The sequence below is a fragment of the uncultured Roseovarius sp. genome (assembly GCF_963972555.1).
In the GTDB taxonomy this organism is placed as follows: domain Bacteria; phylum Pseudomonadota; class Alphaproteobacteria; order Rhodobacterales; family Rhodobacteraceae; genus Roseovarius; species Roseovarius mucosus.
Genome location: NZ_CAXAUM010000012.1, coordinates 83,456 through 109,691, shown reverse-complemented (window position 1 = coordinate 109,691; position 26,236 = coordinate 83,456). Strand labels below are relative to the sequence as shown.

The window sequence follows — 26,236 nt, the reverse complement described above, 5'->3', positions numbered from 1 at the left end:
CGCCAAAGCCACCGCCGATGATGTCGTCACCGTCGCCACCGTCGATGGTGTCATTCCCCAGACCGCCGCCGATGTTGTCGTTGCCGGGGCCGCCGGACACGAAGTCGTCCCCATCGGAGGCGGAAATGGAATCGTTGCCGTCGCCGCCATCAAGCGAGTCATTCCCCAAACCGCCCCCCAGCACGTCATCCCCGTCACCGCCAACGAGGGTGTCATTATCATCGGTGCCCGTCAGCCTGTCCGCGATGCCGCTTCCGGTCAGCTGGACGCCAATCGGGCCGCTGATCTCTTCGATCACCTCGGACACCCGGATCGCCTCGTCAGAAAACTGAATCCATTCAACGTCGACCAGCGTATCGGTGCCAAGGTCCGAGACCACCTGTAGCCCGCCCTCGACAACACGGATCGCGGCCTCGGCGCGCGAGATTGTGCTGAGCTCGGCCCAGTCGTTCCCGACACCGCCAATTAGCAGGTCATCGCCTGCGCCCCCCTCCAGGGTGTCATTGCCGACCAGACCATTCAGGGTTTCATTCCCGTCAGTTCCGGCGATGTGGTTGCCCAGGTTGTTGCCCAGAACGGTCAGCTCTTCGGGATTGTGCAGCAGGGTCAGATCCCTGAGCCCGGTCGGCATGGTATAGACCGCCGCCGCCCCATCCTGCCGGCCATAGATTTGGCGGATGCCCGCGATGTCATCGGGCAGAATATCGGGTTGGGTCAGGATCGAATTCATGATGGCGTCGACGGTCTCGATATGTTCGAGCCCGAGCGCGTGACCGATTTCGTGGATCGCCAGCCCCTCGAAGAGCGGAACGTCTGAATTCAGCCAGGGATCCACATCCAGAAGGATATCCCCGGCAATCGCCACCTCAAGCGGTGAGGGAAAGAATGCAAAGCCCAATGTATTGCCGGGAATCGGGGCAAAGAAGATGCGTATATCGGGGGCTATCTGATCTCCGGCGGCACCGCCGGGGTCTGTAACCTGCACGAACTCGATATTGCCGTAGCGCGACCACTCGGCAAAGGCCATGCGCAGCGAGGCCTCGAAATCGAAAGTATAGACCGTGGACGGATCGACCGAAAAGCTGGTGCCGGCCTGTTCTTCGGTGAACCAGTGTATGTCCTCGCCACTGGGCGCGATGCTCCAGGTCACGACGCCACCCGCCGTGCCGGGTTCGTGCGAGCCCCATTTTGTGCCGCTCAGTTCCGGCATGGTCGCGTTCTCCGATTCCAAGTCCCGGTCTTGATCAAAGCCGCAAACTACACGTTAGAGATGCCTCGTGAAAAGATATCCTTTCGAGAACAATCATTAATGGAGGATGAGGTGTTTGGAGAAGTGGGAAAATCACGCATAACGACGGCCTGCGACAGCATGTATCAGCGCCTGCGGGTCGAGTTGCACATGTATTCAGCACGGCCCGCCCTGTTTCGGGCGAGCCGTCATTGATCGGGTTAGAGGAACTGGAAATCATCCACGGTCAGCTGCGCCGCCGTCACGCCCTCGACAAGGATGGTGTTGCCATTCACACTCATCTGCGCCCCTGCGTCGGTGTCGATGATGTTCATCGCCGTCACGAACCCGGCAAGGCCGTTGCCGCCGTTGGTGATATTGGTCTCGCCCGTATCCGGGTCTACGCGGCGGATGAAGAAGCTGTCGATGCCATCCTCGAAATCGGTGATTACATCGACCTCACCGTCAAAGAAGGACGAGAAGACGAATTGATCCGCGCCGGTGCCGCCGGTGATCTGGTCATTGCCGGCGCCTGCGTTGATCGTATCATTGCCAGCGCCACCGTCGATGATGTCGTCACGGCCACCGCCGGCGAGGAAGTCGTTGCCGTCGCCGCCCGAGATGCTGTCGTCGCCTTCGCCGCCACCGACGCTATCGTTACCGGCCCCTGCATCAATCGTGTCGCGCCCGGTGCCGCCGCCGATGTCATCCGCGCCGCCGTTGCCAAAGATCAGATCATTGCCAAAGCTGCCCGACATGCTGTCGTTGCCCTCGCCGCCCTCGAGCGTGTCATTGCCCGCGCCGCCCGCGACCACGTCATTGCCGTTTCCGCCCGAGACGAAATCATTGCCAAAGCCCGCGCCGAGCACGTCATTGCCGTCATTGCCAAAGATCGTGTCGTCGCCGAGACCGCCGCCGATGCTGTCATCGCCCGGACCGCCAAAAAGGGTGTCATTGCCATCCGAACCGGAGACGTTGTTGTTGCCGCCACCGCCGGAGTCGATGTTGTCATTTCCGTCCCCCCCCGCGAGCGTGTCGTCATTGACCGTGCCGATCAGACTGTCATCGCCATCGGTGCCCACGATCTCTTCGCCGGGGATGCCCGCCCCGTTGATCAGGTCATCCGCACTGATGAGGAGGTCGTCGAACTGGAAAAACTCGACCGAAGTGAAGAAATCCGTGCCATCGGCAGAGATGATCTGAATGCCGCCATTGATGACCGAGACCCGCGTGTCGGCGCGGTTCACCGCGAGAACGGCGGTATCGCTACCATCCTCGCCGTCAATGCGATCATCCCCGAGACCGCCCACAAGCCGGTCATCGCCGGACCGCCCCTGAAGCCGGTTGGCACCACCGTCCCCGATGAGAATATCGTTGCCGAACGACCCGCGCACATTCTCGAAGCCCGAGATTTGATCGCTGAACGTGCCGCCGCCCGTGAGCGTGCCCGTCGCGGTGTTGGTCGAGAGGTCGACCGCGACTGACTCAACCGTTCCAAAGTCATAGCGCAACCGGTCGGTGCCGCCGCCGCCCTCGACCGTGTTGTTGGTGCCGCCGCCGTAACGGAAGGATTCATTCGCGTCGGAGCCGATCATGCGATCGTTCCCGCCTGACCCGGTGACTTCCCACACACTGTTGGTGCCGCCGATCACCTCGGCATTGCCGAACCCGTCATTGGCGATCTGCCCCGTGGCGAGGTTGACATCAATGCCGTTGCCATTGCGGAAATCCAGCCGCACGAACCCCGTGCCATTGATCGTGAAACTGTCAACGCCCGCGCCGGGGCGCAAAGCCATCCATTGGTCAGTGTCCGGCGCGACAACAAAGCTGTCGTTGCCGCCTGTGCCGACGATCTGAAGGCCGCCATTTATATTTCCGGCCAAAAGCGGCAGTTCGACATTGACGAGCGTGTCGGTACCATTTGCCCCCTTGTTTACAGTGCCGGTATTCGCCGCCCCGTCGATTGCGACGGAGATCGGCGCATTCAGCCCGCCGTATCCCAGAACGACAAACCCGTTTTGCCCGTCATTGCCGGAAAAGTCGATCGTATCGTTGCCCGTGCTTGCCCCGACGAAATCGCCGTTGGGTGTCGCATTGCCGGTCAGGATCAGGTCATTGCCGGGGCCGCCGTCGAGTTCGTCATCGCCGTCGAGCCCGTTCAGCGTGTCATTGCCAGTGCCGCCAAGCAGGGTGTCGTTGCCATCGGTACCTGTGAACAGCTCGCCGTCGGGCAGCACCGAAACACTCGTGTTATCGAAACCGTTCAACGGGATCGTCTGATTCGGCGCAAATTCGCCAGAGGTGACGGCCCCGCCGCCGGTGATCGACGACTCAAGAGCGTTGAACCCGGCCAATGTCGTGGGCAGGCTCACGCCGGGATCACCGCCGATCTGGAAAATATAATCCGCATCTGACGCTTCATCAAAAAGTCCCAGAACGATAAGCGTTCCCGCCGTTGTCTGGACAAACCCTAGCGTCAGCTCGAACGGGTCTCCCGCGTCGCCGGTAAGATCGAGGCCATCCAGGCGCGCCACCCTGACGTCGGCATCATTGTTCAACTCGATCACTGGCAAAAGGTCTTCGGGGCTTGATAGTCCAAGGACACGATAATTGAACACATCGCCTGTGATCGCGAGTTCGAACTCTGTGGGGGCTACTGCGACGGCATTGCCTGCTGGCGTTCCATCGTACTGCACTCGAATGCCTGAAACAGTAAACAGGTTCATGGCTGTGTCCTTCCTGAAATCGTCTGTTTTTCAAGTTTTAGTTTTGGCATCACGAAAACGTGTTATCAACCAGTTTCCCAATATTTACAGGATTGCAGCCTAGGGTTGATTGCAAAAAAGGGGCGCTTTGGGCGCCCCCTTTGTCGAGATTTTTTGATCGGATCACAGGGTCGTAAAGGGGGCGGTGCGTGGCGCCTCAGAACCGCCCCGCCAATTCGATCACGCCATCGGGCACTTCTGGCCAGACTGGATCGGTGCCGGACAGGATTGCGCGGCGGCATTCGGTCTGCATCGCCGCGACCCATGCTTTCCACAGTTGCGCCAGCGTCAGGTCGCCTTCTTTCAGGCCAGAGGCCGCGAGGGCATCAGCGCGCGGGGCACCATCCAGCACGGCGGCGGTGAACACGATTCCGGCTTGGGCGATATTCATCTGCGTGGTCTCAGAACCGACAGCAAGGATGCGCTCGCGGCAGTCGGCCTTGATCGTGGTGGCGCGGGCGAGGGCCTCGGCCTGCGCCTTTGCCTCGGCGGTGACGGCTTGGGTGAAATCAATCTGCATCGGGTGTCTCCACGGCGTAGGGCGGCAGGGTCACGGGGCCGTTGCCTGTGAGGGTGAGGGGCGCGGGAAAGAGCGTTTCTTGCGGCGCGTTGGCCCCGTGAGGCAAGACGAGCGACAGGCGCAGCGTGCCGTCCACCCGCTCGACCGGTCCTGCGAACCAGTCGCTTGCGATTGCCTCGCGCGGCAGGGTTGCGCCATCCGGCAGGGGCGTGAAATCGAACACCTCGCCATTGATCGTAAGAGCATCGCCAGTGCGGCTCAGCGTGAGGGGTGTGTCGCGGCGGGCGGGGGAAAGGGTGATCTGCATGGGGTGCCTCCTTTAGAACCAGCGGCCAATGGCAAAAACGTTAGATACCGGCGCGGTGGCGACAGGTGTAAATCTCTCGGCAATGAGCGATGCCGCAGTGTTGCTCGCGACAAAGGACGACACCCAGACTTTTCCGACGTTCGTGCATGCGCCGCCGATGGATGGGGTGATGCCGGGTGCGAACCCGGCGGGATAGGTCCAATTTGTCGATGTGGCGCCGGAAAAGCCCGCGCCATCCGCGACGTTCGGAGCACCGAGGGTAATCTGACGTGTGCAAATCTGTGTGCCGTCCGCAAAGCGGACATATTCGCCGTTGGCATTGCTGCCCCGCTCGATGACCGCCCCCGTGGGCACGCCATTGGATTGGCTCACGGCGCCCAAAACCGAGTTTTGATGGTAGATTTCTCTCCACTGGTGCCATGACCCGCTTGCTGGTGGGGCGTCTGACACATATCGGATCGCAGTGCGCCCGCTGCTATGCTCGTAGGCGAGCTGAAGCGTCCGTGACGCATTGGTGGAGATGACCAAAACCGCCCCACCCTGCGAGAACGGCTTGTTGGCAGCTGCACCCGCATAGTTGTAAAAGCCGGCAAGTGCTGCATCATTCAGATCCGTGACCGAAGGTGGAATGGATGCCAGCAATCCCCCCGCCCCGGTCAAGAGCACCCGGCCCGCCGCGGCATCGGTGGGGCTGGATTGCACCCCCGCACCGCCAAGATGCCCGGTCTGGGCATTGATGCGAAGCGCCTCGGTCCAGGTGGCACCATCGGCGCTGACCTTGATGGTAAAGTCATCCTGCCCGGCGATGCCCATTTCCGCACGGCCCGAGAATCCCGTCTGGAAAAGCAGGCTCGCGGTGGCAGCAGCGGTGGCCTTGTTGATCTTGAGCTGATGGCCTTCTCCGGCATGGCTGAGCAAGGTCGCCCCCGCCGCCACGCTCAGACGGTTGAGCGCATCGGCATCCGTGGCAATGCCCAGCCTCTCGATCCGTTCTGGAAAACGCTGCCAGGCGCCCTCTTGGTAAAGACGTAGATCGGCGGTGCCGCGCGCGGTCGCGATCCAGCCCTCTTGCGGTGCGACAAAGGTCCAGGCCTCGCCGAGGAAGACGGCGATTTGCCCGTCCTGCCCGGCCCAATCCCCCATCGCCCCTTGACCCAGCGCATAGCGCGCGCCGGTCTCGGGGGCGGTCGGGGGCTCTGTCGCCTCGAACCCGTCCAACGCCATTTGGACCAACAGATCCAGCCGCTGCACAGCCTCATTATGGGTCACATGCTTTTGCGCCTGTGACGGGGCGATAAACGGCAGGTCTAGGCGGGCTGATACATCCGACATCGGTCTCTCCAGAACGGTTGCGCAGCGGAGAGACTCGGAAAAGGGGCTTACCAACCTATTAACACAGGGGTCGGGTGCAGGGTATCTAGCAGATTACGTTGAGAAATTCGGCTTGACCATATCCCACCAACCGCAGAGGATGCCCAGTGTCAGGGGGCGTGCGAAAAGGGATGCAGCCTGCGCCTGACATGCTAATCTGTTGCGGGAATCGGAAGGCCGCCACACATTACTCCAAACCGCTATTTCAGCACGACGCCTTTCGTTCTGACAGTTTGACATGCCTGAGGGTCACTGACCCTCGCTTTGACCAAGGAGTTTGATATGAAATCCACCTGCTGCGCGCTTGCGCTCTTTGCCCTTGCTTTGCCCGTATCGGCGGCGGAGCTTGGCAAATCCGAAGAGCCCATCAAACTGGCGCTGACGCAAGAGACCAGCGCCCAGATCACCGCGCATGTCGCGGGGGAATTGCTCAAGGCGGCAGGCTATACGGTCGAGTTCGTGGCGGTCGAGGATATGGCCGTGTTTCGCCAGATGGGTCGGGGCAATATCGACGCCAATCTCGAGATTTGGCCCGCCAATGCCGCGCCGTCCTATCGGGATATGGTGATGGATCGCGAATTGGTTGAAATGGGCGAATTGGGTCTGATCTTGAGCGAGGGGTTGGCCTATCCCGCGCATATGGAGGCGACCTGTCCCGGTCTGCCCGCGCTCGATGCACTGCGCGCCTGCACGGAGGCCTTTGCCACCGATGGCGGAACGCCTGTGCTGATCGACTATCCAAGCGATTGGGACGGTCAGGGGGCCGATCTCATGGCCGCGCTTGATCTGTCCTTTACCGCGACCCCAGCGGCGTCGGAAGCAGCACTCGTCGAGGCATTGGTCAAGGCAAGCACCGATGGAACGCCCGCGCTTGCGATGTTCTGGCAACCGCACTGGGCCGTAGCAGCGCATGACCTGCGCTTTGTGGAATTGCCCGAGGCGGAGGCCGCCTGTTTCGAGGACGCAAGTTGGGGGCCGAACGCGAATGACGTGGGCGATTGCGGGTTCCCGGCGATCACTGCGGTCAAGGCCGTTATCAAAGGGTTCAAGCCGCGCTGGCCCGCCGCCTATATCCTGATCGAGAATTTCCAGATGGATAATGACACCCTTGCCGCGCTTCTGGCCGCAGTCGAGCGCGATGGCCGCCCGGTCGCTGACGCCGTGGCAGATTGGGCCGCGGCGAATGAAGAAAGCTGGCGTCCGCTGGTGGAGAGTGCCACCAACTGAAGACATTGGCGGGTGCGGGGCGGTCTTGTGCCCCGTTCCCACCCGACAATGTGGAAGAAGAGCGGTCTGCTTTTGGTCTTGAGCTGACAGTAGCCCCAATCATTGGCCCCAATCATTTTCGTGCGGCTCTGTGCTTGGGGTCAGCGTTTCCCTCAACCCCACCTAAGAAACCGCGCTACACCCCCACATAGCGATCCACGAGGCTGCGGTTGGCGCGCAACGCATCGGCGGTCATCACCGCCCCGCCTGAACCATTTTCGAGAAAGGCCACCCGGTCGGCCAGATCGAGCACGGCATCGACCCGTTGCTCGACGAGGAGCACGGCAACGCCAGCTTCGCGCAGTCCGACAATGACATCGCGAATGGCGGCAATCATCGAGGGCTGCAAGCCTTCGGTCGGCTCATCGAGCAACAGAACCTGAGGCCGCAGGCAGAGCGCGCGCGCCATGGCGAGCATCTGCTGTTCGCCCCCCGAGAGGGTCTGCGCCTTTTGGCCCAGCCGTTCGCGCAGGCGCGGAAAGCGTGTGAGCACCTCTTCGCGCACCTCTGGGCCGCTCTGGCGGGCCATGAGGCCGATTTCGAGGTTCTGCGCCACCGTCAGATCGGCAAAGAGCCTGCGCCCCTGCGGCACATAGCCGACCCCGGCGCGCGGCACCTCATGGGCGGGCAGCGCGCTGAGGCAACCTTCGCCCAACCAGACCGCCCCGGACATGAGCGGCACAAGCCCCATGATCGCGCGCATCACCGTGCTCTTGCCCGCACCATTGCGCCCCAGCAGGCAGAGGATTTCGCCCGGTTTCACCTCGAAGCTCAGATCGCGCAGCACCTGCGCGCGGCCATAGCCCGCGCTGATCCTATCCAGCCGCAGCATCGGGCAGCCCCCCCAGATAGGCGGCCTGCACTGCCGGGTTGGCATGGATTTCCGCAGGCGTGCCCTCGGCCAGCACCTGACCAAAATTGAGAACCGTGATCCGGTCCGCCAGATCCATCACCACGCGCATGTTATGCTCGATGAGCAGGATCGTCGCCTCCTGGGACACCTCGCGAATGAGGCTGAGAAAGCCGTCGATTTCACCCTCGGCCAGCCCCTGTGTCGGCTCGTCAAGGATCAGCAGGCGCGGGGATTGGGCAAGGCCCATGGCAATCTCCAAGAGGCGTTGATGCCCATAGGCTAGATCGCCCGCCTCTTGGTCTGCGCGCTCGGCCAGCCCCACTCGCGCCAGCGCGGAGTCTACCGCCGCTTCAACCGCCGCACCCCGCAGATGCCGCCGCGCGGCCAGCGCCACGTTTTCCCGAGCGCTCAACCGGCCAAAGACCGAGGTGATCTGAAATGTATAGGCCATGCCCAGCCGCATCCGCCGATGTGCGGGCAACGCGGTGATGTCCTGTCCGTTGAAGATCACGCGCCCGGCGCTCGGGGCGATCCGCCCTGAAATCATGCCCACCAGCGTTGTCTTGCCCGCGCCGTTGGGGCCGATGAGCGCGCGGATCTCGCCTTTGGGCAGGTCGAAATCCACGCCTTCAACGGCGCGCAACCCGTCAAAATTCTTGGACAATCCCCGCGTCGACAGCAGCATCACGGCAAACCCCTCCAGACCCGCCGCCGCACCTCGCCCATCAACCCCTGCGGCGCAAAGAGTGTCAGCACCACCAGCGCCACACCGGCCAGCAGCATATAGGCGGTGGTCACGCCGGAACTGAGGTCAATCAGGTAGAACATGAAGAGCGTGCCGATGAACGGCCCCAGCACCGTGCCCGCCCCGCCCAGGAGCACCCAGAGGAGCGGAAAGATCGAATACTGCACCGAGGCAAAACTCGCCCCGACATAGCCAAACAAGAGACCATAGCTTGCCCCCGCCGCCGCCGCCATCGTGCCCGACAGGACCATGATCGCGAACTTATGCGCGAATACGTCATAGCCCAGCATGCGCACCCGTTCCTCATTCTCGCGGATCGCCACCAGCACCCGGCCAAAGGGCGACCGCACCAGCCAGAGGCAGAGCATCAGGCAGATGCCAAAGAGCAGAAGCGCCGCCAGATAGCGGTTGCCCTCAAGGCTCAGGTCGATGCCCCAGAGCATCCGGTCCGCCTGTTGAATCACGAACCCCTCATCGCCCCGCGTCAGCGCCCCGAAGTAGAGAACGCTGAGGTATCCCGCCTGTGCAAACATCAGCGTCACGATCATAAAGGCCACGCCTGCCGTGCGCAGCGCCAGCGCCGCCAGCACGCCCGAGACCACCGCCCCCGCCACCAGCCCGAGGATCAGCGCCGGCGCGGCACTCAGCCCCAGGTGCTGCACGCCGAGGCCCATCCCATACATGCCCGCCGCGAAAAAGAGCGCGTGGCCGAGGCTGAGCAAGCCGGTATAGCCGAACATGAGATTATAGCCCATCGCGTAACTCGCCAGCACCATCACCCGCGCCAGATTGCCGTGGTGATAGGCGGGCAGGACGAAATGCAGCGCCAGAAGCAGGGCCAAGAGCCCGACGTGCAGGACATAGACCTTCATGCGCCGCGCGCCCCGAACAGGCCCTGAGGCCGAAACACCAGCACCAGCCCCACAAGCAGCGTCGCCAGTATCTTGGCCAGAGTGGGCGAGAAAAAGACCGAGATGATCCCGTCGCTGAGGCCAATCAGCACCGCTGCCAGAACCGTGCCCGGCAGGCTGCCAAGCCCGCCGATGATCACCACGATGAACGACAGCAAGAGCGGGTCCGCCCCCATCAGGTAATGCGCCTGTTGAATGGGCACGATCAGCACGCCAGCCAGCGCCGCCAGCGCCGCGCCTAGGCCGAACACCCCGGCATAGACCCGCTCGACCGGGATGCCAAAGGCCAGCGCCATCTCGCGGTCCGCCTGTGTTGCCCGCATAACAAGGCCGATGCGCGTGCGCGCCATCAGCGCCCAGACCGCGCAGAGCAGCGCCACTGCCGCGCCGATCACCGCCAGCTTGTACGAGGTCGTGCCCAGCCCCCAGGGCCAGATCATTTGCCAGCCCTCGGCCCCATGTTCAAACCATGGGAGTGCAAGCCGCGTGTTGAACGGCGCCTCGACAGGGCGCGCATCCGGGCCATAGCCCATCAACGTCACCTGCTGAATGATGTAGAGCAGGCCGATCGTGGCCACGATGGTGCGTTCCGGGTCATAGTCCAGCCGCTTGAGGATCGTCATGTCGGCGGCCACCGCGAGCGCCCCCACGATCAGCGGTGCCGCCACCAACGCCAATGCAAAGCCGATGGCGGGATGTCCCACCACGCTCTGCGCGATCCACCATGCCAGCACCGCGCCCAGCATGAAAAACTCGCCATGCGCGATATTGACCACCCGCATCACGCCGAAAACGAGGCTGAGCCCAACGGCGGTCAGCGCCAGCACCGCCGCCGTGACCGCGCCTTCGAGCGTGGCCAGAACCAGATAGGGGCCTAGCTCCATTCGGGCGGCCACGTCATTGCGCGGCGAACTCCAGACCGCCCATCAGGATGCGGTCATCCTCGGTCAGGGTCACGATCTGCCCATGCTTGCGTTCCAGCGCGCGGGCGACCACCTCGTTGCGTGGCTCCCAGGTATAGTCCTTGTCCCAGGCCACGGGCGCCCAGGTCAGCCGCCCGCCCTTGCGCCAGGGGTCCAGAACGATCCCCTCGCGAAAACTGTCGCCCTTGGCGCTGATGACCGCGGTGCTGTGTTCCAAGCGAAAGGCGTTGTCGGCATTGGCCACGGCGCGGTGCAGATCGAGCGTCTGGAAATTCTCGAGCTTGAGCCGGTCCTCCATGTCCCGCGCCCAATGCCAGCACAGGCCGCGTGGTTTCAGACCCATGTTGACCTTGGTGTTATGCACGATGGGCGGATCGGTGATCTCGTATTCCAGCGCAAGGCGGTGACTGTGTTCATAGGAGATGCGCGCGGCGCGCGCCGCCTCTTCCGGGTCTACCTGCGGCCCAAGGTCAAGGATCGCCGCAGCAAGGCGCGTCACATCCTCGGCCTCGGGCGGTGGGGGCGGCGCGCCGCACCCCGCCAGAACCGACGACGCCAGACCTAATAGAACTAGCCTCCGCTTCACGCTATCGCCCCGTTTGTCAAACCCGTCTCACAGCGGCTGAGCCGTGTAATCCACCTCATCGGGATAGAGCGTATCCTCGATCGAGGTGCGATGCACGCGCACCAGTTTTCCGCCCTCGACCCGACTGATATTCTGATGGCCAAAGACCTGATGCGTCTTGCCGTTGAAAATCTTGTCGCCCTGCGGATGCGCCAGGCTCTCGGGCAGGGTAGTCATCGCCTCGACCGCCTCGATCAGCGCGGCGCGGTCCTGCGGCCCGGTATAGCCTGCCGCCTCCATCCCCGCCTTGATCACATGCAGCGTTTCCCAGCAACCGAACATATGCGCATAGGTGGCCACGTCGCGCGGATCACTGACCGATGCACCGTGTTCATTGACCCCCACCGCCGTGCGATAGGCGGTTTCATATTCGCTCTGATCCGCTTGCTGGTCGCGGCACATCCCTTCCCAGAAATAGCTGTTTTCGAGAAATTCGAGACCGGGGCTGTCAATCGCTACCGCTTCCAGGCTGTCGATAAAGCCAAAGAGCGCCGGACCCTGCCCGCCAAAGAACTCGCCCAGTTCCTTGACGAATGTCAGCACGGCGGGCCCGACCATGACGTGATAGAGCACCTCGGTGTCACGCGGGATCTTGGGGAAATACTTGGTAAAGGATGTCTCGGATGGCGGGATCGCGATATGCGCCAGCACCTCGCCGCCCTGCGCCTCGATCGCTTGGGTAAAGAAATCCCGGTGATCATGGCCAAAGGCGAAATCCGGGAACACCATCGTGACCTTCTTGCCCAGATTGGCCGCCACATAGGGGGCCATCGCCTGAACCTGGCTCTTCACATCGGTGATGCCCGGTTGCAGCGTGTAGCGGTTGAGCATGCCAGAGGCGACGTGATGCCCCTCGGAGACCACGAAATACGGCAGCTTCAACTCGCCCGCGCGCGGCGCAGAGCCGATCACGACATGGCTGAAGAGCGTGCCAAAGCCGATGTCGCAGCCATGTTGATTGGCGAATTTCTCGACCACCTCGGCGCCGCGCTTGGGGTCGGTGCCGTCATCCTCAGCCACGATCTCGACCATGCGGCCATTGATGCCGCCACCCTCGTTGATCAGCTTGACCGCCGCCTGCGTGGTGCGGTCATACCAGCGGCCATAGGCGGCCCCGATGCCGGTGCGATGCACCTGAAAGCCGATCTTGATGGGCGCGGCGGTCTGCGCATGGCTGTAACGCGCCCAAAGCGGCAGGCTCGCCGCCGCGACACCGCCCACCAGCGCCCCGCGCCGCGTGATGCCGGTTTTCTGGCCAGGTTTCGAGGTATTCATCGCGCATCCTCCAGAGATCAGTCGCAGTCAGAGGGCAAATGCCGCACCTGCACACCTTGCGCAACCCCCTTGGGGTTGTCCAGCGCTTACATGTCACGCCCCGCGCGGTGTGGCGAGCAGCCAGAGGCCAAAGACCGTATACGCCACCATGAAGAGGGCGAGCGGCACCTGACCCAGCACCGCACGCCGCCGCCCGTCACCCGCGCGCATCGCCAGCGCATGTGCCAGCAAAAGGGCGATCACGTGACCCGTAACAACCGCCCCCGCCTGTGTCATCCAGATGCTCTTGACCGGGCCGGGCGTATTCAGGAACCCGGCGGAAATCGGGTGCGATGCAAGGCCCAGCGCCCGCGCGAAGGCAGCCAGAACATACTGTCCATCCACCAGAAACGCCGTGAGGTAATGGGCGATATGATAGGCCAGCGCGATGGGCAGAATGGTGGGCGCATAAAGGCAGAACAGCCCCCGCAAGGGGCGCGGTTGCCCCCCCGCCAGCCGCTCGCCCAGCCAGAGGGCGCCGGCAAACACCCCTATAAGGGCTGCGTTGGATGCCAGAAGGCCTAGAAAATTGGGGAGAATGACCGCCGAGCGCCCCGGAAACTCCAACGGGTTGATTCCCAGCAGACCGAGCCAGAGAAAGGTCTCGTTCATCCCGTCAAAGCTGCCTGATCCCAAGAGGATGAGGCACAGAACCGCCAATCCCAGACTGGCCCTTGGTCCGGTCAATATCTGCCACCCGGATAGCCCTGCGGATATGTAACCTTTTGAAAATCCGATGAAAGAAACCCGGCAATAGAGCCGCATCAGCACCGTGATCGCTTCGCCTCGGACCAGCCAGGCAGGGCCAAAGAGCACCATTCCGCTCAGCATCGCATACCAGTAGAATCCCACCACCACCGCCAGCCGACCCGGATCCGTGGGGGCGGGATCGGCCATGAGGAACCCGCAAAACGCAAGGAACCCCACGACACTAGGCCAGTATCCCAGGGCGCGCGGATACCGCAGCGGCGCGCGCATGTCCGTGAGGCGGCGCAACAGGGCCCCCACACCCACCCAGGGATTGATCCAGCGCCAGAGATCGCCCACCAAACCCTGAAGCGTGACCAGCACAATCCAGAACACCACCCAGATTGTCAGAGGCAGGGGATTGACCCCCGGATCGCCCGGGCCCCTCAGCCCGCGCCACACGAGCCAACCCAGCAGGACGGTCACTGCGAAATTAAGGAAATATCGCATGAAAACAGGTAATTGCAGGCGAAATAGTGCGATGGGCCGGAACAGCGTTTCGGCAAATCCCCCCGGCAGAACGGCCAAGAGCGCCACGGTCAGCGCCACGGTAACGCTCCCGGCGGCGATGTAGACATTGGTGGGCAGCAAGAGGACAAACCCCTGTTCGCCCGCATGTGCCCAGACCGCCCCCGCCGTCAGCGCCAGAAACATCCCGCCCAGCATGATTGCGCGCATGCGCCCGTCCCCGATTTTCCCAACCCCTGAGAGTCTGACCTTTCCCCGGGGTGCGCGAAAGGGACAAATCGCCCCAGAGATACGAAAACCCCCGCACCAGAGGCGCGGGGGCGTTACCCTTCACCATACAATGGCGTTGCGCTCAGCCCGCGTGGCGGCGGCCTGTCGCGCGAAATTCGGTTTCTTCGGTCACGGCAAAGCGCCCGCCGGCCAGCTTTTGCAGCTTGCCCTGACGCAGCAATTGCCCAAAGGAGCGCAAGCCATCCTCGCGCGAAAAGCGCTCTTGCTCGACTTCCTTGAGCTTGCCCATCAGCATCGGGCGCGAGAATTGCGGGCGGCCCTCGATATCCGAGAGATAGGCCGCCGCCGCCTCGAGCAGGTCGGGCAGGCTGTTTGCGCCCATTTCCTCGGCAAAGGCAATAAAGCTGCCTTCCTTGGACTGTTCAGCGATATCCACCTCGAGGTCGGCAGCAGAGATGCGGCGCGGGCGAATGGGCGCGCGCGGCGTGTCGATCCGCTGTTCCGCCACCAGTTTGAGCGGCGCGGGGCGGCTTTCTTCGGGGCGGGCCGAACGCTCGGCGGGTGTGGCGATCTGCGGGCGGCGCGGGCGCACGACACTGGCCAGATCGCTGCGGTAGGGGGCATCATCGACGTTCTCGCGCAGTGTGGATCCGGCGTTATGTTCCGCGCGGGTGGCCGCCACGGCGGCGCGCAGATGCTGGATCGCATTGCGGCGCTGGCTGGACGCAGGGGCGTCAAGCTGGGTGTCGGTCTTGTCGAAGATACGCGTGAGATCGTTGGACGCGGCGGCACCTTCAAAGCGCCGCGTTTCCTGTTCCTGCACGGACGTGGCGGCGACGTCATCCTCGTCTTCGAGGTCATCCTGATCTGCGGCAACCGGCGGGATCGGTTCCGCCTCTGCTGCGGTATCCTCGGCCGCATCCGGCTGCTCGTCATCCTCTGCCGCCTGCGCGGTGACCTCTGCCTCAGGCTCTGGATCTGATGTTATGGCATCCTCGAGGGCCAATTCTGCCTCGACCTCGGCCAGTTCGCGCTGCAACTCGGCCTCTTCCTCGGGGCTGAGGATGGCATTTTCAGTGTCAAAGAGGTTGTCGTCGTCGTCGTCGTCGAAATCGTCGTCTTCGTCCTCGTCTTCTTCAAAGATACCCTCGGCCACGGCGGCCTCAAACTCGGCGCGCTTGACCTTGATCACGCGGGCGAGGGGCGGGGTTTCCGGTGTCGTCTCGGGTGCATGGTTGGTCTCGGTGTCGGTCGGTGTGGCGTCTGCCATCAGAGCGGCCAACGTATCCTCAAAGTCGTCGGCTCCGGTCTCTTCTGCCTCTGGCTCCTGCTCGGCCAGCACCTCTTGTGGCGCGGGCGTCGCAATGGGCGCGGCGGACAGGATTGCGTCGAAGTCCACGTCCTCTTCGGCATCGTCGATTTCTGCACTCTCGGCGCGGTCATCCTCGGCCAGAACGGCGCTCAGGTCCTCGGCGACCGTGTCGAGGAAATCCTGCGCGTGCTCGTCTTCGGAATACTCGGCGTCGGCGGTTTCGGCCTCCTGCGCCACGACCGAGCGGATGCGGCTGAGCTTGGCGGCGATGCTTTCGCTGTCCGGTGCCAGCGCTGCCGGCGCGATGCGCGGCTCTTGTTCCAGCCCCTCAGGCTGGTCGGGGGCCTCGCTTGCGACGGTCTCTGGAACCTCTGCGACAGTCTCTTCGGGCAGGTTTGCAAGCTCTTGCGCGGTCTCGTCGGTATCGACCATTTCCGGTGCTGCCTCGGCCACAACCTGTGGCGCGGGGGCGATTTGGGTCATTTCGGGCGCGGATTCGGGGCGTTCCGGTTCCGGTGTCACCTGAGGCGCCGGGGCGGGGGCCACAAGCGGGGTGTGCATCGCCGCTTGTTCGCTCGCGGCGCGCAGCACGATCTTGCCACGCTCCTCATGCGCCTCGACTCGCCGGGCGATTTCCCGCTCGGCGATGCGCGCCAGCATCTCGGCATCGGGGGTTGGCGGCTCTGCTCCGAAATACCGGTCATCCGCCGCCAGATCGCGAAAATACTCCGCAATCGCCTTCATCGTATCAAATGAATCGTCAAAACCTTCCAACGTGCACGAGAATGTGCCGTAGGAGACCGTCAGTATCTTGTTTGAACCAACCATAATATGCGCTCGCTTTGCTTGCCTGCAAAGACAGGGTTTACCATGACGCCATAGACCAAAGCGGCCCGATTCTTAGATTTTTACCGTATCATTTCGTGTTCAGAATGTGACATCAGGTACGTTAACGCAACGATAACAGGTAAATTTGATGATTGTTCGCGAAACAGAACCGGTGATCCTGATCGGTGGGGCCTCTCTGCCTGAGGGACAGGTTGACCACGCGCTCAGACTTGCCCGGATCGTGATCGCCGCGGATGGCGGGGCCGATGCCGCGCTGACGCATGGCATCACCCCGCAGGCGGTGATCGGCGATTTCGACAGTATTTCGCAGTCGGCCCGCGCCACGATCCCCGATGCCGCGCAATATCCTGACCCCGATCAGGATACGACGGATTTCGAGAAATGCCTGGGCGCGATTGCGGCCCCGCTCATTCTAGGCCTTGGGTTCTGCGGGGACCGGATGGATCACCAACTGGCAGCCTGCACCGCGCTGGCGCGCCATCCCTGGCAGCGCTGTATTCTCTTGGGCGCGCGGGATTTGATGTTTCTCTGCCCGCCCTCGCTCAACCTGCCGCTGCCAGAGGGCTGCCGCGTCTCGCTTTTCCCGATGGGCGCGGTCGAGGGGGTGTCGCAAGGGCTGAAATGGCCGATTGGCGGGCTCAATCTTGCGCCGGATGGGCGTATTGCCACCTCGAACGCGGCACTTGGGCCGGTGCATCTGGTGGTGACAGCGCCCAAAATGCTGGTGATCCTGCCGGTTGAGATGCTCGACATCACAATGGCAGCGTTGCGTGCAACGATTGCCCACTGGCCCGATGCCGCGAGAAGGAGCGAGCGCGCATGACCCTGACACAGCGCCTGACGACCTGGGCCGATGCGGTGGTCTTTGACCTGGTTCGGCAAATGCGCTGGACCTTCTTGCCGCCCCTGATGGTCTATTTCGCCGCCGGGTTTTCCGGGCTGACGATGATCGTCGGCACATTCTTCGTGAAAGAATATCTCGATCTCTCGGCGGCCTATCTGGCGGGGCTGGCCTTCTGGGCGGGCTTGCCCTGGGCGCTCAAGATGCCGCTGGGGCATCTCGTCGACATCATCTGGCGATGGAAATGGCTGTTGATCTATCTCGGCGCCGGGCTGATCGGGCTGTCGGTGCTGATCATGTATCTGCTGCTCACCCAGACCGAGGCGATGGTGGCGATCATGCCCATGGGGGCGTGGTATGTCACCTCTTACATTCTGGCGCCTTGCGGGCTGGTCATTCAGGATGCGGTGGCCGATGCCATGTCGGTCGAGGCGGTGCCGCGCTTTGACGCAGAGGGGCGGGCAATTGACGTGGATACGGCGCGGGCGCTGCATACAACGATGCAGACGCTGGGGCGCTTTGCGCTGATTTCCGGCACGCTCGCGGTGGCGGCGCTCAATATCTACATGTTCGCGGGCATCGAGGATCTGGGACCGGATGCCAAGCGCGCGACCTACGCGCTGATCTACCTCTCGGCCCTGTCGATTCCGCTGGTGTCGGTGTCGGGGGTGCTGTTGGCTGCCTGGCAGAAACACCGCCTGCGCCGGGGGCTGCGCCAAACCGGGCTGAGCGAGGCGGAGGCGGACACGCTTTTCGAGCGTCCGGGCAAAGAAACGCGCGCAAACCCGTGGTATTTCATCGGCGGGGCCGGGTTCGTGGCGCTGTCTCTGAGCATTGGACTGAGCGACATCGCCTATGGGCAAGAGATCATCTTTGCCGGGTCCATGGCGATCGTGCTCTTGCTCATGCGACAGCTTGTGGCGGTGCTGCCGGTGGCGCAGGCGCGCACGCTGGTGGGCACGGCGGTGATCATCTTCATGTTTCGCGCCACGCCGCGTCCGGGCGATGGCTATACATGGTTTTCTATCGACCTTTTGGCGTTCGACCAACAGTTTCTGTCGGTGCTGTCGCTCATCACCTCTGTTCTGACGCTGGTGGGGATGGTGATCCTGAGGCCGCTAATGGCGCATCGCAGCATTGTCTATATCGTGGTGCTGCTGACGCTGGCGGGGGGTGTTCTGTCCCTGCCCAACATCGGGCTCTATTACGGGGTGCAAGAGGTGACGGCGGCCATGACAGGCGGCATCGTCGATGCCCGCTTCATCGCAATCCTTGATACGGCCATAGAATCGCCCTTGGGGCAGGTCGCCATGATCCCGATGCTGGCCTGGATCGCGCGCAACGCGCCGGAGAATCTCAAGGCCACCTTCTTTGCCGTGATGGCGTCCTTCACCAATCTCGCCCTCTCGGCAAGCTCGCTGCTCACCAAATATCTCAACGAGGTCTTTGTGGTGACGCGCGAGGTGCGGGATGCCGCCACGGGCCAGATCACCACCCTGGCGGATTACAGCGCCTTGGGACTGCTCCTGATCACGGTCACGGCAGTCACTGTCGGCCTGCCGCTCTTGACCGTGGTCGTCATTCAACGCTCACCGCTGAGGAGCCGGGATTAGGGCAACTCCGCCTCTGGGATCACCGGAAAGAACTGGCCACCGGACCAGAGACCGAACCACCCCTCGTGCCGGTCGCCAATATCCACGAGGCGGTAAAAGCTCTTGCGGTCGATCAGCGCCTCAAGATTGGCGCGCACCAGCACATAGGGTGACGGCTCTCCGGTTTCGGGATCGCGGGTGACGCGGATCGGGTGATCGGGGCCGGCGGTCACATGGTCGCCGACATTGGTTTCAAACCGCAGGTTTTGCGCCGCGCCGGTGCCGTCGGATTCGAAATCCAAGGCCACGAAAGGCGCGTCATCGACGGTGATCCCGACCTTTTCAACCGGAGTGACCAAAAAATAAGCGTCGCCATCGCGGCGCAGGATGGTGGAGAAAAGCCGCACCAATTCGGGCCGCCCAATGGGGGTGCCAAGGTAGAACCACGTGCCATCCCGCGCAATCCGCATGTCCAGATCGCCGCAAAACGGCGGATTCCACAAATGCACGGGCGGCAGCCCCTTGCTCTTGGCCCGTACCGCGCGCGCGGATGCGGCGAGTCCCTCGGCTGACGGGCTTGTGACGGAATCTTTGCTCATTGCTTTTGCCATTTCTGTCCCAAGCTATACACTCATAGGGGACGATATAGGTTTGACGGGAGTTTTTCCATGACCGATGACACTGATCTCTTGGCCGGTCTCGAGGCGCTCGAGGGAAAATTGGCCCAAGCGCGGGCCTCGATCACCCGGCGGTTCATCGGGCAGGAACGGGTTGTCGACCTGTCCTTGTCGGCGCTTTTGTGCGGGGGCCATGGCCTTTTGATCGGTCTGCCCGGTCTGGGCAAGACGCGCCTGGTCGAGACCTTGGGCACGGTCATGGGCCTGCACACCAACCGGGTGCAATTCACGCCAGACCTGATGCCCGCCGACATTCTGGGCAGCGAGGTTCTCGAAACCGCCGAGGATGGCAAACGCGCCTTCAAGTTCATCGAAGGGCCGGTGTTCTGCCAGCTCCTGATGGCCGATGAGATCAACCGCGCCAGTCCGCGCACACAATCCGCACTGTTGCAGGCGATGCAGGAACGCACCGTAACGGTGGCCGGTGTCAGCCGCCCGCTGGGCACGCCGTTTCACGTTCTGGCAACGCAAAACCCGATCGAGCAAGAGGGCACCTATCCGCTGCCCGAGGCGCAGTTGGATCGTTTTCTCGTGCAGATCGAGGTGCCCTATCCGGACCGCGACACCGAGCGCGCGATCCTTTTGGCGACCACGGGCGCCACGGAAGAGGCGGCGCATGGCGTCTTTACCCCGGACGAGTTGATCGCCGCGCAGCAGATGCTGCGCCGGATGCCGGTGGGCGAAAAGGTGATGGAGGCGATTCTCGATCTGGTGCGCGCCTGCCGCCCCGAGGATGCAAGCGCTGCCGATGCGGTCCGCGCGAGCGTGGCCTGGGGGCCGGGGCCGCGCGCGGCGCAGGCGCTGATGCTGACGGTGCGGGCGCGGGCGATGCTGCAAGGGCGGCTTGCGCCCGATGCCAGCGACGTGGCGGCCATGGCGCAGCCGGTGCTGGGCCACCGGATGGCGCTCAATTTCGCGGCGCGCGCGCGGGGCGAGAGCTTGGCCGCGTTGATTGCCCGCACGGTCGAGGATGTGACCCGCGTGCAGGCCGCTGCCTGAGATGGCCGATCTCGCCCTCTCCCCCCTGCGCCCCCGCGCCGAGGCCGAAGCAAGCCGCCTGCCGCCCCTTTTGGCGCAGGCGGAACTGCTCGCGCGCACGGTGCTCTTGGGCGAGCATGGACGGCGGCGGGCAGGGGCGGGCGATGATTTCTGGCAATATCGCCCGGTGCAACCCGGCGACAGCCGCCGCATGATCGACTGGCGCCGCTCTGCGCGGTCAGACGTGCAATTCGTGCGGCAACGGGAATGGCAAATCGCGCAAAGCGTGATGCTCTGGGTCGATCCCGCAGCCTCCATGCGCTTTGCCAGTGACAAGGGTCTGCCCGAAAAGGCGGATCGCGCGCGGCTCCTGGCGCTTGCGGTGGCCATATTGCTTGTGCGCGGCGGCGAACGGGTGGGCCTCACCGGCGGCACCCTGCCGCCCCGTCGTGGCGAGATGCAGGTGGCGCGACTGGCCACGGCGCTGATGCAAGAGAGCGCCGAGGATTACGCATCCCCCGATATGTCGGGCCTGATCCCGCATGGCCGCGCGCTCTTGATTTCGGATTTCATGGGCGATCTGGCGCCTCTGCGCGACGCGCTGACGGCGGCGGCGGATCGGGGCGTGCGCGGGCTGCTCTATCAGGTGCTGGACCCCGCCGAAGAGGCGTTTCCCTACACCGGCCGCACCATTTTCGAGAGTGTGGGTGGCACAATCGCCCATGAGACCCTGAAGGCCGGCGATCTGCGCACGCGGTATCTGGAGCGTCTGGCGGAACGCAAAGACGCGCTCGACGCGCTCTGTCAGGCAACCGGCTGGCGCTATGGCTGTCACCATACCGGCGAGAGCGCGCAATCGGCGCTCTTGTGGCTGCATGGGGCGATGGCGGGCGGGGGGAGCGCATGATCCTGAGCCCCATCGGATTTGCCGTCCCGTGGCTCTTATGGGCGCTTGTGGCCTTGCCGATCCTGTGGATCATCCTGCGCGCCGTGCCGCCTGCGCCGATCCGGCGGCGATTTCCCGCCGTGGCCCTGCTCTTGGGTCTGCGGGACGAGGATCACGTCAGCGACCGCACGCCGTGGTGGCTCTTGCTGCTGCGGATGTTGGCGGTGGCGGCGGTGATCGTGGGGCTGGCGGGGCCAGTGCTCAATCCGCGCGACGAGGGCACGGCGCGGGCCACCGGTCCGCTTTTGATCCTCATGGATGGCAGTTGGGCCAGCGCCCGCGACTGGGCTGCGCAAACGGCGGTGGTTGACGCGATGCTGGCAGAGGCGGGGCGCGATGGGCGGCCTGCGGCGCTGATGCAACTCAGCGACCCGCAAGCACCGGTGTTTCAGGCCGCGGACAGTCTGCGCGCGCGGGTGCCGGGGCTGATCCCCGCGCCGTGGCCCGTGACGCCAGAGGGGATGGCCCGCGCCGTGGACCTTCTGGGCGAGAGCGCGTTTGAAACGCGCTGGTTCTCTGACGGGCTGGCCGCAGAGGGGCGCGCACCGCTTATTGAGGCGCTCGAGGCGCGCGGCCCTGTCACCGTGCATGAAAGCCCGCGCGCCGTGCTTGCGCTGACCCCGCCGACGTTGGAAGACGGGCAAATCCAATTGCGCGCGTTGCGGGCCGTGCCGGGGCCGCTGCGCGAGATTGCGGTCAATGCCCATGGGCTTGATCCTGCCGGGGTGTCGCGGGTGCTCGCCACCCTGCCGATGACCTTTGACGAGGGCGCGCTTGAGGCGACAGGTGCACTGTCCCTGCCGCCCGAATTGCGCGCCCGTGTCACCCGGTTCGAAATCGCAGGCGAGGCGCAGGCAGGGGCCGTTTCCCTCACCGATGACGGGCTGAAACGGCGCGAAGTGGCGCTGATCGCGGGGCGCGACGATCGTGAAGGTCTCGAACTGCTGTCGCCGTTGCATTACCTCGAACAGGCGCTGAGCCCCACGGCGGACCTATTGGACGGGGGGCTGATGGATGTGCTGCCCGCCAATCCCGATGTGATCGTGCTAGCCGATGTGGCGACGCTTTCGGGCGCGGAACAGGCGGCCTTGCTCGACTGGGCCGACAAGGGCGGGATGCTCCTGCGTTTTGCCGGGCCGCGCGTGGCCGCAAGCGATGTCTCGCGCAGCGAAGAAGACCCGCTGATGCCGGTGCGCCTGCGTGCGGGCGGGCGCACGGTGGGCGGCGCAATGTCCTGGGGCGAACCCAAGACGCTGGCCCCCTTTGTCGAGGGCAGCCCGTTTCAGGGCCTGAGCATTCCGGATGATGTGACCGTCAGCGCACAGGTGATGGCACAACCTGATCCAACCTTGGCCGACCGGGTGATCGCGCAACTGAGCGATGGCACCCCGCTGGTCACGCGCAAACGGATCGGGGCGGGGCAGGTGGTGCTCTTCCATGTCACCGCCAATGCCGAATGGTCGAGCCTGCCGCTCTCGGGCCTCTTCGTGCAGATGCTGGAGCGGCTGGCGGTTTCGTCCGCCATGGCCCCGCCCGATGCGGCGGAACTGGCGGGCACGACCTGGCAACCGGCGCAGGTGCTGGACGGGTTCGGGCGACTGACGGATGCGGACACGCGTCCCGGTGTGGCGGGCGAGCGGCTCTTGTCGGCCCCGCTTGGCCCCGATCTCTGGCCCGGCCTCTACGAGGGGCCAGAGCGCAGCGTAGCGCGCAACGTGATCGCGGCCGAGACCGCGCTCAGCCCGGTGGCATGGCCCGCGCGCGTGCCGGTCGAGGGGCTGGAGCGTGCGCCCGAAACACCGTTGGGCGGCTGGCTGCTGGCTGCGGCCCTGATGCTGCTGACCGCCGATATTCTGGCGTCCCTCGCGCTCTCCGGGCGGCTCTGGCCTGCGCGGGCGGTGGCGATGCTTGCCCTCGCGCTCAGCCTCGGGCCCGTGCCCGAGGCGCGGGCGCAGGATGATGCGCGCGCGCTTCTCGCAACTCAGGAACTGGCCCTCGCCCATGTGATCACAGGCGACGCCCGGCTGGATGATACCGCGCGCGCCGGGCTGCGCGGCTTGGGTCAGGTGCTCAATTTCCGCACCTCCGTTGAACCGGCAGAGCCGATCGCCGTCGATCTCGAACGTGACGACCTCACCTTTTACCCGATCCTCTACTGGCCCATCAGTGCCGATCAGCCGACGCCCTCGGCCGAGGCCTATGTCAAGCTCAACGACTATCTGCGCAACGGCGGCCTCATCCTGTTTGACACGCGCGACGCCGATGTTGCCGGGTTCGGTGCGGCGACGCCAAATGGCGCAAGGTTGCAGCGGATCGCGGCCCCGCTGGATATTCCACCGCTGGAACCCGTGCCAGAGGATCATGTGCTCACGCGGACCTTTTATCTATTGACCGATTTTCCGGGGCGCTATGCTGGCCGGCCGGTCTGGGTCGAGGCGGCCCCGCCCGATGCCGAACAGATCGAGGGCATGCCGTTTCGCAACCTCAATGACGGGGTGACGCCGGTGGTGATCGGTGGCAATGACTGGGCCTCGGCCTGGGCGGTGAACGAGCGGGGCGATCCGATGTTTCCAGTGGGGCGCGGCTATGCTGGCGAGCGGCAGAGGGAACTGGCCTATCGCTTTGGCGTCAATCTGGTGATGCATGTGCTGACCGGCAATTACAAATCCGATCAGGTGCATGTGCCCGCCCTTCTCGACAGGTTGGGCCAATGACCGGCAGCGTGGTGTTCGATCCTCTCTTGCCGCTCTGGCTTATTGCGGCGCTTGGGGCGCTGGTGCTGGCAGGTTTGGGGCTGGCGCTCTGGCGCGGGCTGGCGGGCTGGCCGCTCCGGGCGCTGGCCGGGCTGGTGATCCTCGCGGCCCTGATGGGCCCGGCCTATCAGCAAGAGGAACGCAATCCCCTCAGTGACATCGTGCTGATCGTCGAGGATGAAAGCGCCAGTCAGGGATTGGCGGATCGCGCCACGCGCACGGCCGAGGCCGCCGATGATCTGACGGCAAGGCTCGAGGCGCGCGGCAATACAGAGGTGCGCCGCGTGCGGGTGCCGGATGCCCCCGAGAATGGCGGCACGCAGGCGATGACCGCGCTGGCACAGGCGATGGCCGAAGTGCCGCTGGGCCGCATTGCCGGGGTCATCCTGCTCTCGGACGGGCGTATTCACGATGTCGAGCGGGCACCGGATATTCCCGCGCCGCTGCACCTCTTGCACACGGGCCGCGAGGGAGATTGGGACCGGCGGCTCAGGATCGACAATGCGCCTGCCTTTGCCATTCTCGGCGAAGAGGTGCAAATGACCCTGACCGTCACGGATGAGGGCACGGCCCCTGCGGGCGTGACCACTGTGCCGCTTGATATTTCCGTGGACGGGGCCGAGTCGCGCCGCTTCGAGGTGCCGTTGGGGGAGGAAATCACCCTGCCTCTTGTCTTGCCGCATGGCGGGCGCAACGTGCTGCAATTCACCACCCCCGAAGCACCCGGCGAGTTGACGGATCGCAACAACACCGCGCTGGTGCAGATCAACGGTGTGCGCGACCGGCTGAGCGTTCTTCTGGTCTCCGGCCAGCCCCATCCCGGCACGCGCACCTGGCGCAACCTGCTGAAATCCGACAGTTCGGTTGACCTTGTGCATTTCACCATTCTGCGCCCACCCGAGAAACAGGACGGCGTGCCGGTGCGGGAATTGTCATTGATCGCGTTTCCCACGCGCGAGCTGTTTCTTGAAAAGGTGGATGATTTCGATCTGATCATCTTTGACCGGTATCGGCGGCGGGGTATTCTGCCGAACGTCTATCTCGAGAATATCCGCCAATATGTCGAGAATGGCGGGGCGGTTCTGTTTGCGGCGGGCCCGGATTTCGCCGGGCCGGAGAGCATTTATCGCGGTCCGTTCGAAGCGATTATCCCAGCGCGTCCCACCGCGCGTGTGGTCGAGGAAGGCTATCTGCCCAAGGTCACGGACCTGGGCGAGCGGCATCCGGTCACGGCAGGGCTGGCCCAGGAGTTTGACGGGGATTGGGGCCGCTGGCTCAGGCAGGTGGAGGTCATGCAGTCGGCGGGCGATGTCGTGATGTCCGGGGTCGGTGACCGGCCTTTGCTGCTGCTTGACCGGGTGGGCGAGGGGCGCGTGGCGCTCTTGGCCTCGGATCATGCCTGGCTCTGGGGGCGCGGATTCGAGGGCGGCGGGCCGCAGCTCGAACTCCTGCGGCGCCTGGCGCATTGGATGATGAAGGAACCCGAGCTGGAGGAAGAGGCACTCTGGGCAGAGGCCACGGGTCAGCAGATGCGCGTGATCCGCCGCTCTCTGACCGAAGATGTCGGCCCCGTCACCATAACCACGCCCTCGGGCGATGTGATCGAGCGGCCCTTGCAAGAGGTATCGCCGGGCCGGTTCGAGACGCTGTTCGACGGGCCGGAAATCGGGCTCTATCGCCTGGAGAACGGCGATCAAAGCGCGGTCATTGGCCTTGGCCCCGCCGCGCCGGTCGAATTCGAGCGCACGATTGCGAGTGCCGAGGCGCTACAGCCGGAGATTGATGCGACCAACGGCGGCGTCTGGGCGCTGGAGGACGGTATGCCCGCGATCCGTGCGGTGCGCGAAGGGCGCCCTGCCGCCGGGCGCGGCTGGATCGGGATCACACCGCGTGGGGCCTATGAAACCCAGAGCCTGCGGCAGATGGCCATTCTGCCGCCCTGGCTGGTGCTGCTGCTGGTATCGGGGCTGATCCTTGGGGGATGGCTGCGCGAGGGGCGGCGATAAACGTCGGG

Annotated in this window: 21 protein-coding genes; 7 read left to right on the top strand and 14 right to left on the bottom strand. The window is 64.1% G+C overall.

The window, feature by feature from the left end; translation table 11 throughout:
• The 5 genes from AACZ65_RS12855 to AACZ65_RS12835 form a co-directional block, all read right to left on the bottom strand.
• The coding region (locus AACZ65_RS12855) for a matrixin family metalloprotease (protein WP_339671446.1) at positions 1-1,231 on the bottom strand (1,231 nt) is incomplete at its 3' end.
• A 218-nt stretch (positions 1,232-1,449) separates the two neighbouring features.
• A complete protein-coding gene (locus AACZ65_RS12850) occupies positions 1,450-3,954 on the bottom strand; it encodes a calcium-binding protein (protein ID WP_339671444.1) in 2,505 nt (834 codons plus the stop codon).
• Between the two features lie 196 nt (positions 3,955-4,150).
• A complete protein-coding gene (locus AACZ65_RS12845; RefSeq protein WP_339671442.1) occupies positions 4,151-4,513 on the bottom strand; it encodes a hypothetical protein in 363 nt (120 codons plus the stop codon).
• The gene (locus tag AACZ65_RS12840; protein WP_339669621.1) at positions 4,503-4,820 is read right to left on the bottom strand and encodes a hypothetical protein; all 318 of its coding nucleotides are present in this window, start codon (positions 4,818-4,820) and stop codon (positions 4,503-4,505) included. Before AACZ65_RS12840 ends, AACZ65_RS12845 begins: the two co-directional genes overlap by 11 nt.
• Before the next feature lie 12 nt (positions 4,821-4,832).
• Complete coding sequence (locus AACZ65_RS12835; protein ID WP_339671440.1) at positions 4,833-6,152, bottom strand: DUF2793 domain-containing protein; 1,320 nt, start codon at positions 6,150-6,152, stop codon at positions 4,833-4,835.
• Positions 6,153-6,473: 321 nt separating this feature from the next.
• Here AACZ65_RS12835 and AACZ65_RS12830 point away from each other — a divergent pair, with 321 nt between their 5' ends.
• Positions 6,474-7,418, top strand: coding sequence for an ABC transporter substrate-binding protein (locus tag AACZ65_RS12830; protein ID WP_339671438.1), 945 nt, complete (start codon positions 6,474-6,476; stop codon positions 7,416-7,418).
• Between the two features lie 175 nt (positions 7,419-7,593).
• Here AACZ65_RS12830 and AACZ65_RS12825 read toward each other — a convergent pair whose 3' ends face one another.
• The 8 genes from AACZ65_RS12825 to AACZ65_RS12790 all read right to left on the bottom strand — a co-directional run bounded on the left by AACZ65_RS12825 (position 7,594) and on the right by AACZ65_RS12790 (position 16,414).
• Positions 7,594-8,289: an ABC transporter ATP-binding protein gene (locus AACZ65_RS12825; protein WP_339671436.1), complete on the bottom strand. Its 696-nt coding sequence runs from the start codon at positions 8,287-8,289 to the stop codon at positions 7,594-7,596.
• Positions 8,273-8,995: an ABC transporter ATP-binding protein gene (locus AACZ65_RS12820; protein WP_339671434.1), complete on the bottom strand. Its 723-nt coding sequence runs from the start codon at positions 8,993-8,995 to the stop codon at positions 8,273-8,275. Before AACZ65_RS12820 ends, AACZ65_RS12825 begins: the two co-directional genes overlap by 17 nt.
• Positions 8,995-9,927, bottom strand: a complete 933-nt coding sequence (locus AACZ65_RS12815; protein ID WP_339671432.1) for a branched-chain amino acid ABC transporter permease — start codon at positions 9,925-9,927, stop codon at positions 8,995-8,997. The genes AACZ65_RS12820 and AACZ65_RS12815 overlap by 1 nt, the downstream gene beginning before the upstream one ends.
• Positions 9,924-10,850, bottom strand: a complete 927-nt coding sequence (locus AACZ65_RS12810) for a branched-chain amino acid ABC transporter permease (RefSeq protein WP_037276893.1) — start codon at positions 10,848-10,850, stop codon at positions 9,924-9,926. The genes AACZ65_RS12815 and AACZ65_RS12810 overlap by 4 nt, the downstream gene beginning before the upstream one ends.
• Before the next feature lie 13 nt (positions 10,851-10,863).
• A complete protein-coding gene (locus AACZ65_RS12805; protein ID WP_339671429.1) occupies positions 10,864-11,475 on the bottom strand; it encodes a hypothetical protein in 612 nt (203 codons plus the stop codon).
• A 27-nt stretch (positions 11,476-11,502) separates the two neighbouring features.
• On the bottom strand, positions 11,503-12,789 hold the full coding sequence (locus tag AACZ65_RS12800) for an ABC transporter substrate-binding protein (protein WP_339671428.1): 1,287 nt from the start codon (positions 12,787-12,789) through the stop codon (positions 11,503-11,505).
• A 93-nt stretch (positions 12,790-12,882) separates the two neighbouring features.
• Complete coding sequence (locus tag AACZ65_RS12795; RefSeq protein WP_339671426.1) at positions 12,883-14,253, bottom strand: hypothetical protein; 1,371 nt, start codon at positions 14,251-14,253, stop codon at positions 12,883-12,885.
• Positions 14,254-14,395: 142 nt separating this feature from the next.
• On the bottom strand, positions 14,396-16,414 hold the full coding sequence (locus tag AACZ65_RS12790) for a hypothetical protein (protein ID WP_339671424.1): 2,019 nt from the start codon (positions 16,412-16,414) through the stop codon (positions 14,396-14,398).
• A 148-nt stretch (positions 16,415-16,562) separates the two neighbouring features.
• Here AACZ65_RS12790 and AACZ65_RS12785 point away from each other — a divergent pair, with 148 nt between their 5' ends.
• Entirely contained in the window at positions 16,563-17,258 is a 696-nt protein-coding gene (locus AACZ65_RS12785) for a thiamine diphosphokinase (protein ID WP_339671423.1), read from the top strand.
• The gene (locus AACZ65_RS12780) at positions 17,255-18,889 is read left to right on the top strand and encodes a hypothetical protein (RefSeq protein WP_339671422.1); all 1,635 of its coding nucleotides are present in this window, start codon (positions 17,255-17,257) and stop codon (positions 18,887-18,889) included. The genes AACZ65_RS12785 and AACZ65_RS12780 overlap by 4 nt, the downstream gene beginning before the upstream one ends.
• Here AACZ65_RS12780 and AACZ65_RS12775 read toward each other — a convergent pair.
• The gene (locus AACZ65_RS12775) at positions 18,886-19,467 is read right to left on the bottom strand and encodes a DUF1285 domain-containing protein (RefSeq protein ID WP_339671420.1); all 582 of its coding nucleotides are present in this window, start codon (positions 19,465-19,467) and stop codon (positions 18,886-18,888) included. The genes AACZ65_RS12780 and AACZ65_RS12775 overlap by 4 nt on opposite strands.
• 69 nt (positions 19,468-19,536) lie before the next feature.
• On the opposite strand from AACZ65_RS12775, the gene AACZ65_RS12770 reads away from it, so the two are divergent.
• The 4 genes from AACZ65_RS12770 to AACZ65_RS12755 are packed head-to-tail and all read left to right on the top strand — an operon-like array spanning position 19,537 to position 26,228.
• Positions 19,537-20,544, top strand: a complete 1,008-nt coding sequence (locus AACZ65_RS12770) for an AAA family ATPase (protein WP_339671418.1) — start codon at positions 19,537-19,539, stop codon at positions 20,542-20,544.
• Position 20,545: 1 nt separating this feature from the next.
• Positions 20,546-21,430: a DUF58 domain-containing protein gene (locus tag AACZ65_RS12765; protein WP_339671416.1), complete on the top strand. Its 885-nt coding sequence runs from the start codon at positions 20,546-20,548 to the stop codon at positions 21,428-21,430.
• Positions 21,427-24,183 (top strand): DUF4159 domain-containing protein, encoded by a 2,757-nt coding sequence (locus tag AACZ65_RS12760; protein ID WP_339671414.1) that lies wholly within the window; start codon positions 21,427-21,429, stop codon positions 24,181-24,183. Before AACZ65_RS12765 ends, AACZ65_RS12760 begins: the two co-directional genes overlap by 4 nt.
• The gene (locus AACZ65_RS12755; RefSeq protein WP_339671412.1) at positions 24,180-26,228 is read left to right on the top strand and encodes a hypothetical protein; all 2,049 of its coding nucleotides are present in this window, start codon (positions 24,180-24,182) and stop codon (positions 26,226-26,228) included. The genes AACZ65_RS12760 and AACZ65_RS12755 overlap by 4 nt, the downstream gene beginning before the upstream one ends.
• The last annotated feature ends 8 nt before the right edge of the window (positions 26,229-26,236 follow it).

Excerpts from the sequence above, each read along its gene's own strand:
- AACZ65_RS12850 (WP_339671444.1), bottom strand. The coding sequence starts at position 3,954 with ATGAACCTGTTTACTGTTTCAGGCATTCGAGTGCAGTACGATGGAACG.
- AACZ65_RS12845 (WP_339671442.1), bottom strand. The coding sequence starts at position 4,513 with ATGCAGATTGATTTCACCCAAGCCGTCACCGCCGAGGCAAAGGCGCAG.
- AACZ65_RS12840 (WP_339669621.1), bottom strand. The coding sequence starts at position 4,820 with ATGCAGATCACCCTTTCCCCCGCCCGCCGCGACACACCCCTCACGCTG.
- AACZ65_RS12835 (WP_339671440.1), bottom strand. The coding sequence starts at position 6,152 with ATGTCGGATGTATCAGCCCGCCTAGACCTGCCGTTTATCGCCCCGTCA.
- AACZ65_RS12830 (WP_339671438.1), top strand. The coding sequence starts at position 6,474 with ATGAAATCCACCTGCTGCGCGCTTGCGCTCTTTGCCCTTGCTTTGCCC.
- AACZ65_RS12825 (WP_339671436.1), bottom strand. The coding sequence starts at position 8,289 with ATGCTGCGGCTGGATAGGATCAGCGCGGGCTATGGCCGCGCGCAGGTG.
- AACZ65_RS12820 (WP_339671434.1), bottom strand. The coding sequence starts at position 8,995 with ATGCTGCTGTCGACGCGGGGATTGTCCAAGAATTTTGACGGGTTGCGC.
- AACZ65_RS12815 (WP_339671432.1), bottom strand. The coding sequence starts at position 9,927 with ATGAAGGTCTATGTCCTGCACGTCGGGCTCTTGGCCCTGCTTCTGGCG.
- AACZ65_RS12810 (WP_037276893.1), bottom strand. The coding sequence starts at position 10,850 with ATGGAGCTAGGCCCCTATCTGGTTCTGGCCACGCTCGAAGGCGCGGTC.
- AACZ65_RS12800 (WP_339671428.1), bottom strand. The coding sequence starts at position 12,789 with ATGAATACCTCGAAACCTGGCCAGAAAACCGGCATCACGCGGCGCGGG.
- AACZ65_RS12795 (WP_339671426.1), bottom strand. The coding sequence starts at position 14,253 with ATGCGCGCAATCATGCTGGGCGGGATGTTTCTGGCGCTGACGGCGGGG.
- AACZ65_RS12790 (WP_339671424.1), bottom strand. The coding sequence starts at position 16,414 with ATGGTTGGTTCAAACAAGATACTGACGGTCTCCTACGGCACATTCTCG.
- AACZ65_RS12785 (WP_339671423.1), top strand. The coding sequence starts at position 16,563 with ATGATTGTTCGCGAAACAGAACCGGTGATCCTGATCGGTGGGGCCTCT.
- AACZ65_RS12780 (WP_339671422.1), top strand. The coding sequence starts at position 17,255 with ATGACCCTGACACAGCGCCTGACGACCTGGGCCGATGCGGTGGTCTTT.
- AACZ65_RS12775 (WP_339671420.1), bottom strand. The coding sequence starts at position 19,467 with ATGAGCAAAGATTCCGTCACAAGCCCGTCAGCCGAGGGACTCGCCGCA.
- AACZ65_RS12770 (WP_339671418.1), top strand. The coding sequence starts at position 19,537 with ATGACCGATGACACTGATCTCTTGGCCGGTCTCGAGGCGCTCGAGGGA.
- AACZ65_RS12765 (WP_339671416.1), top strand. The coding sequence starts at position 20,546 with ATGGCCGATCTCGCCCTCTCCCCCCTGCGCCCCCGCGCCGAGGCCGAA.
- AACZ65_RS12760 (WP_339671414.1), top strand. The coding sequence starts at position 21,427 with ATGATCCTGAGCCCCATCGGATTTGCCGTCCCGTGGCTCTTATGGGCG.
- AACZ65_RS12755 (WP_339671412.1), top strand. The coding sequence starts at position 24,180 with ATGACCGGCAGCGTGGTGTTCGATCCTCTCTTGCCGCTCTGGCTTATT.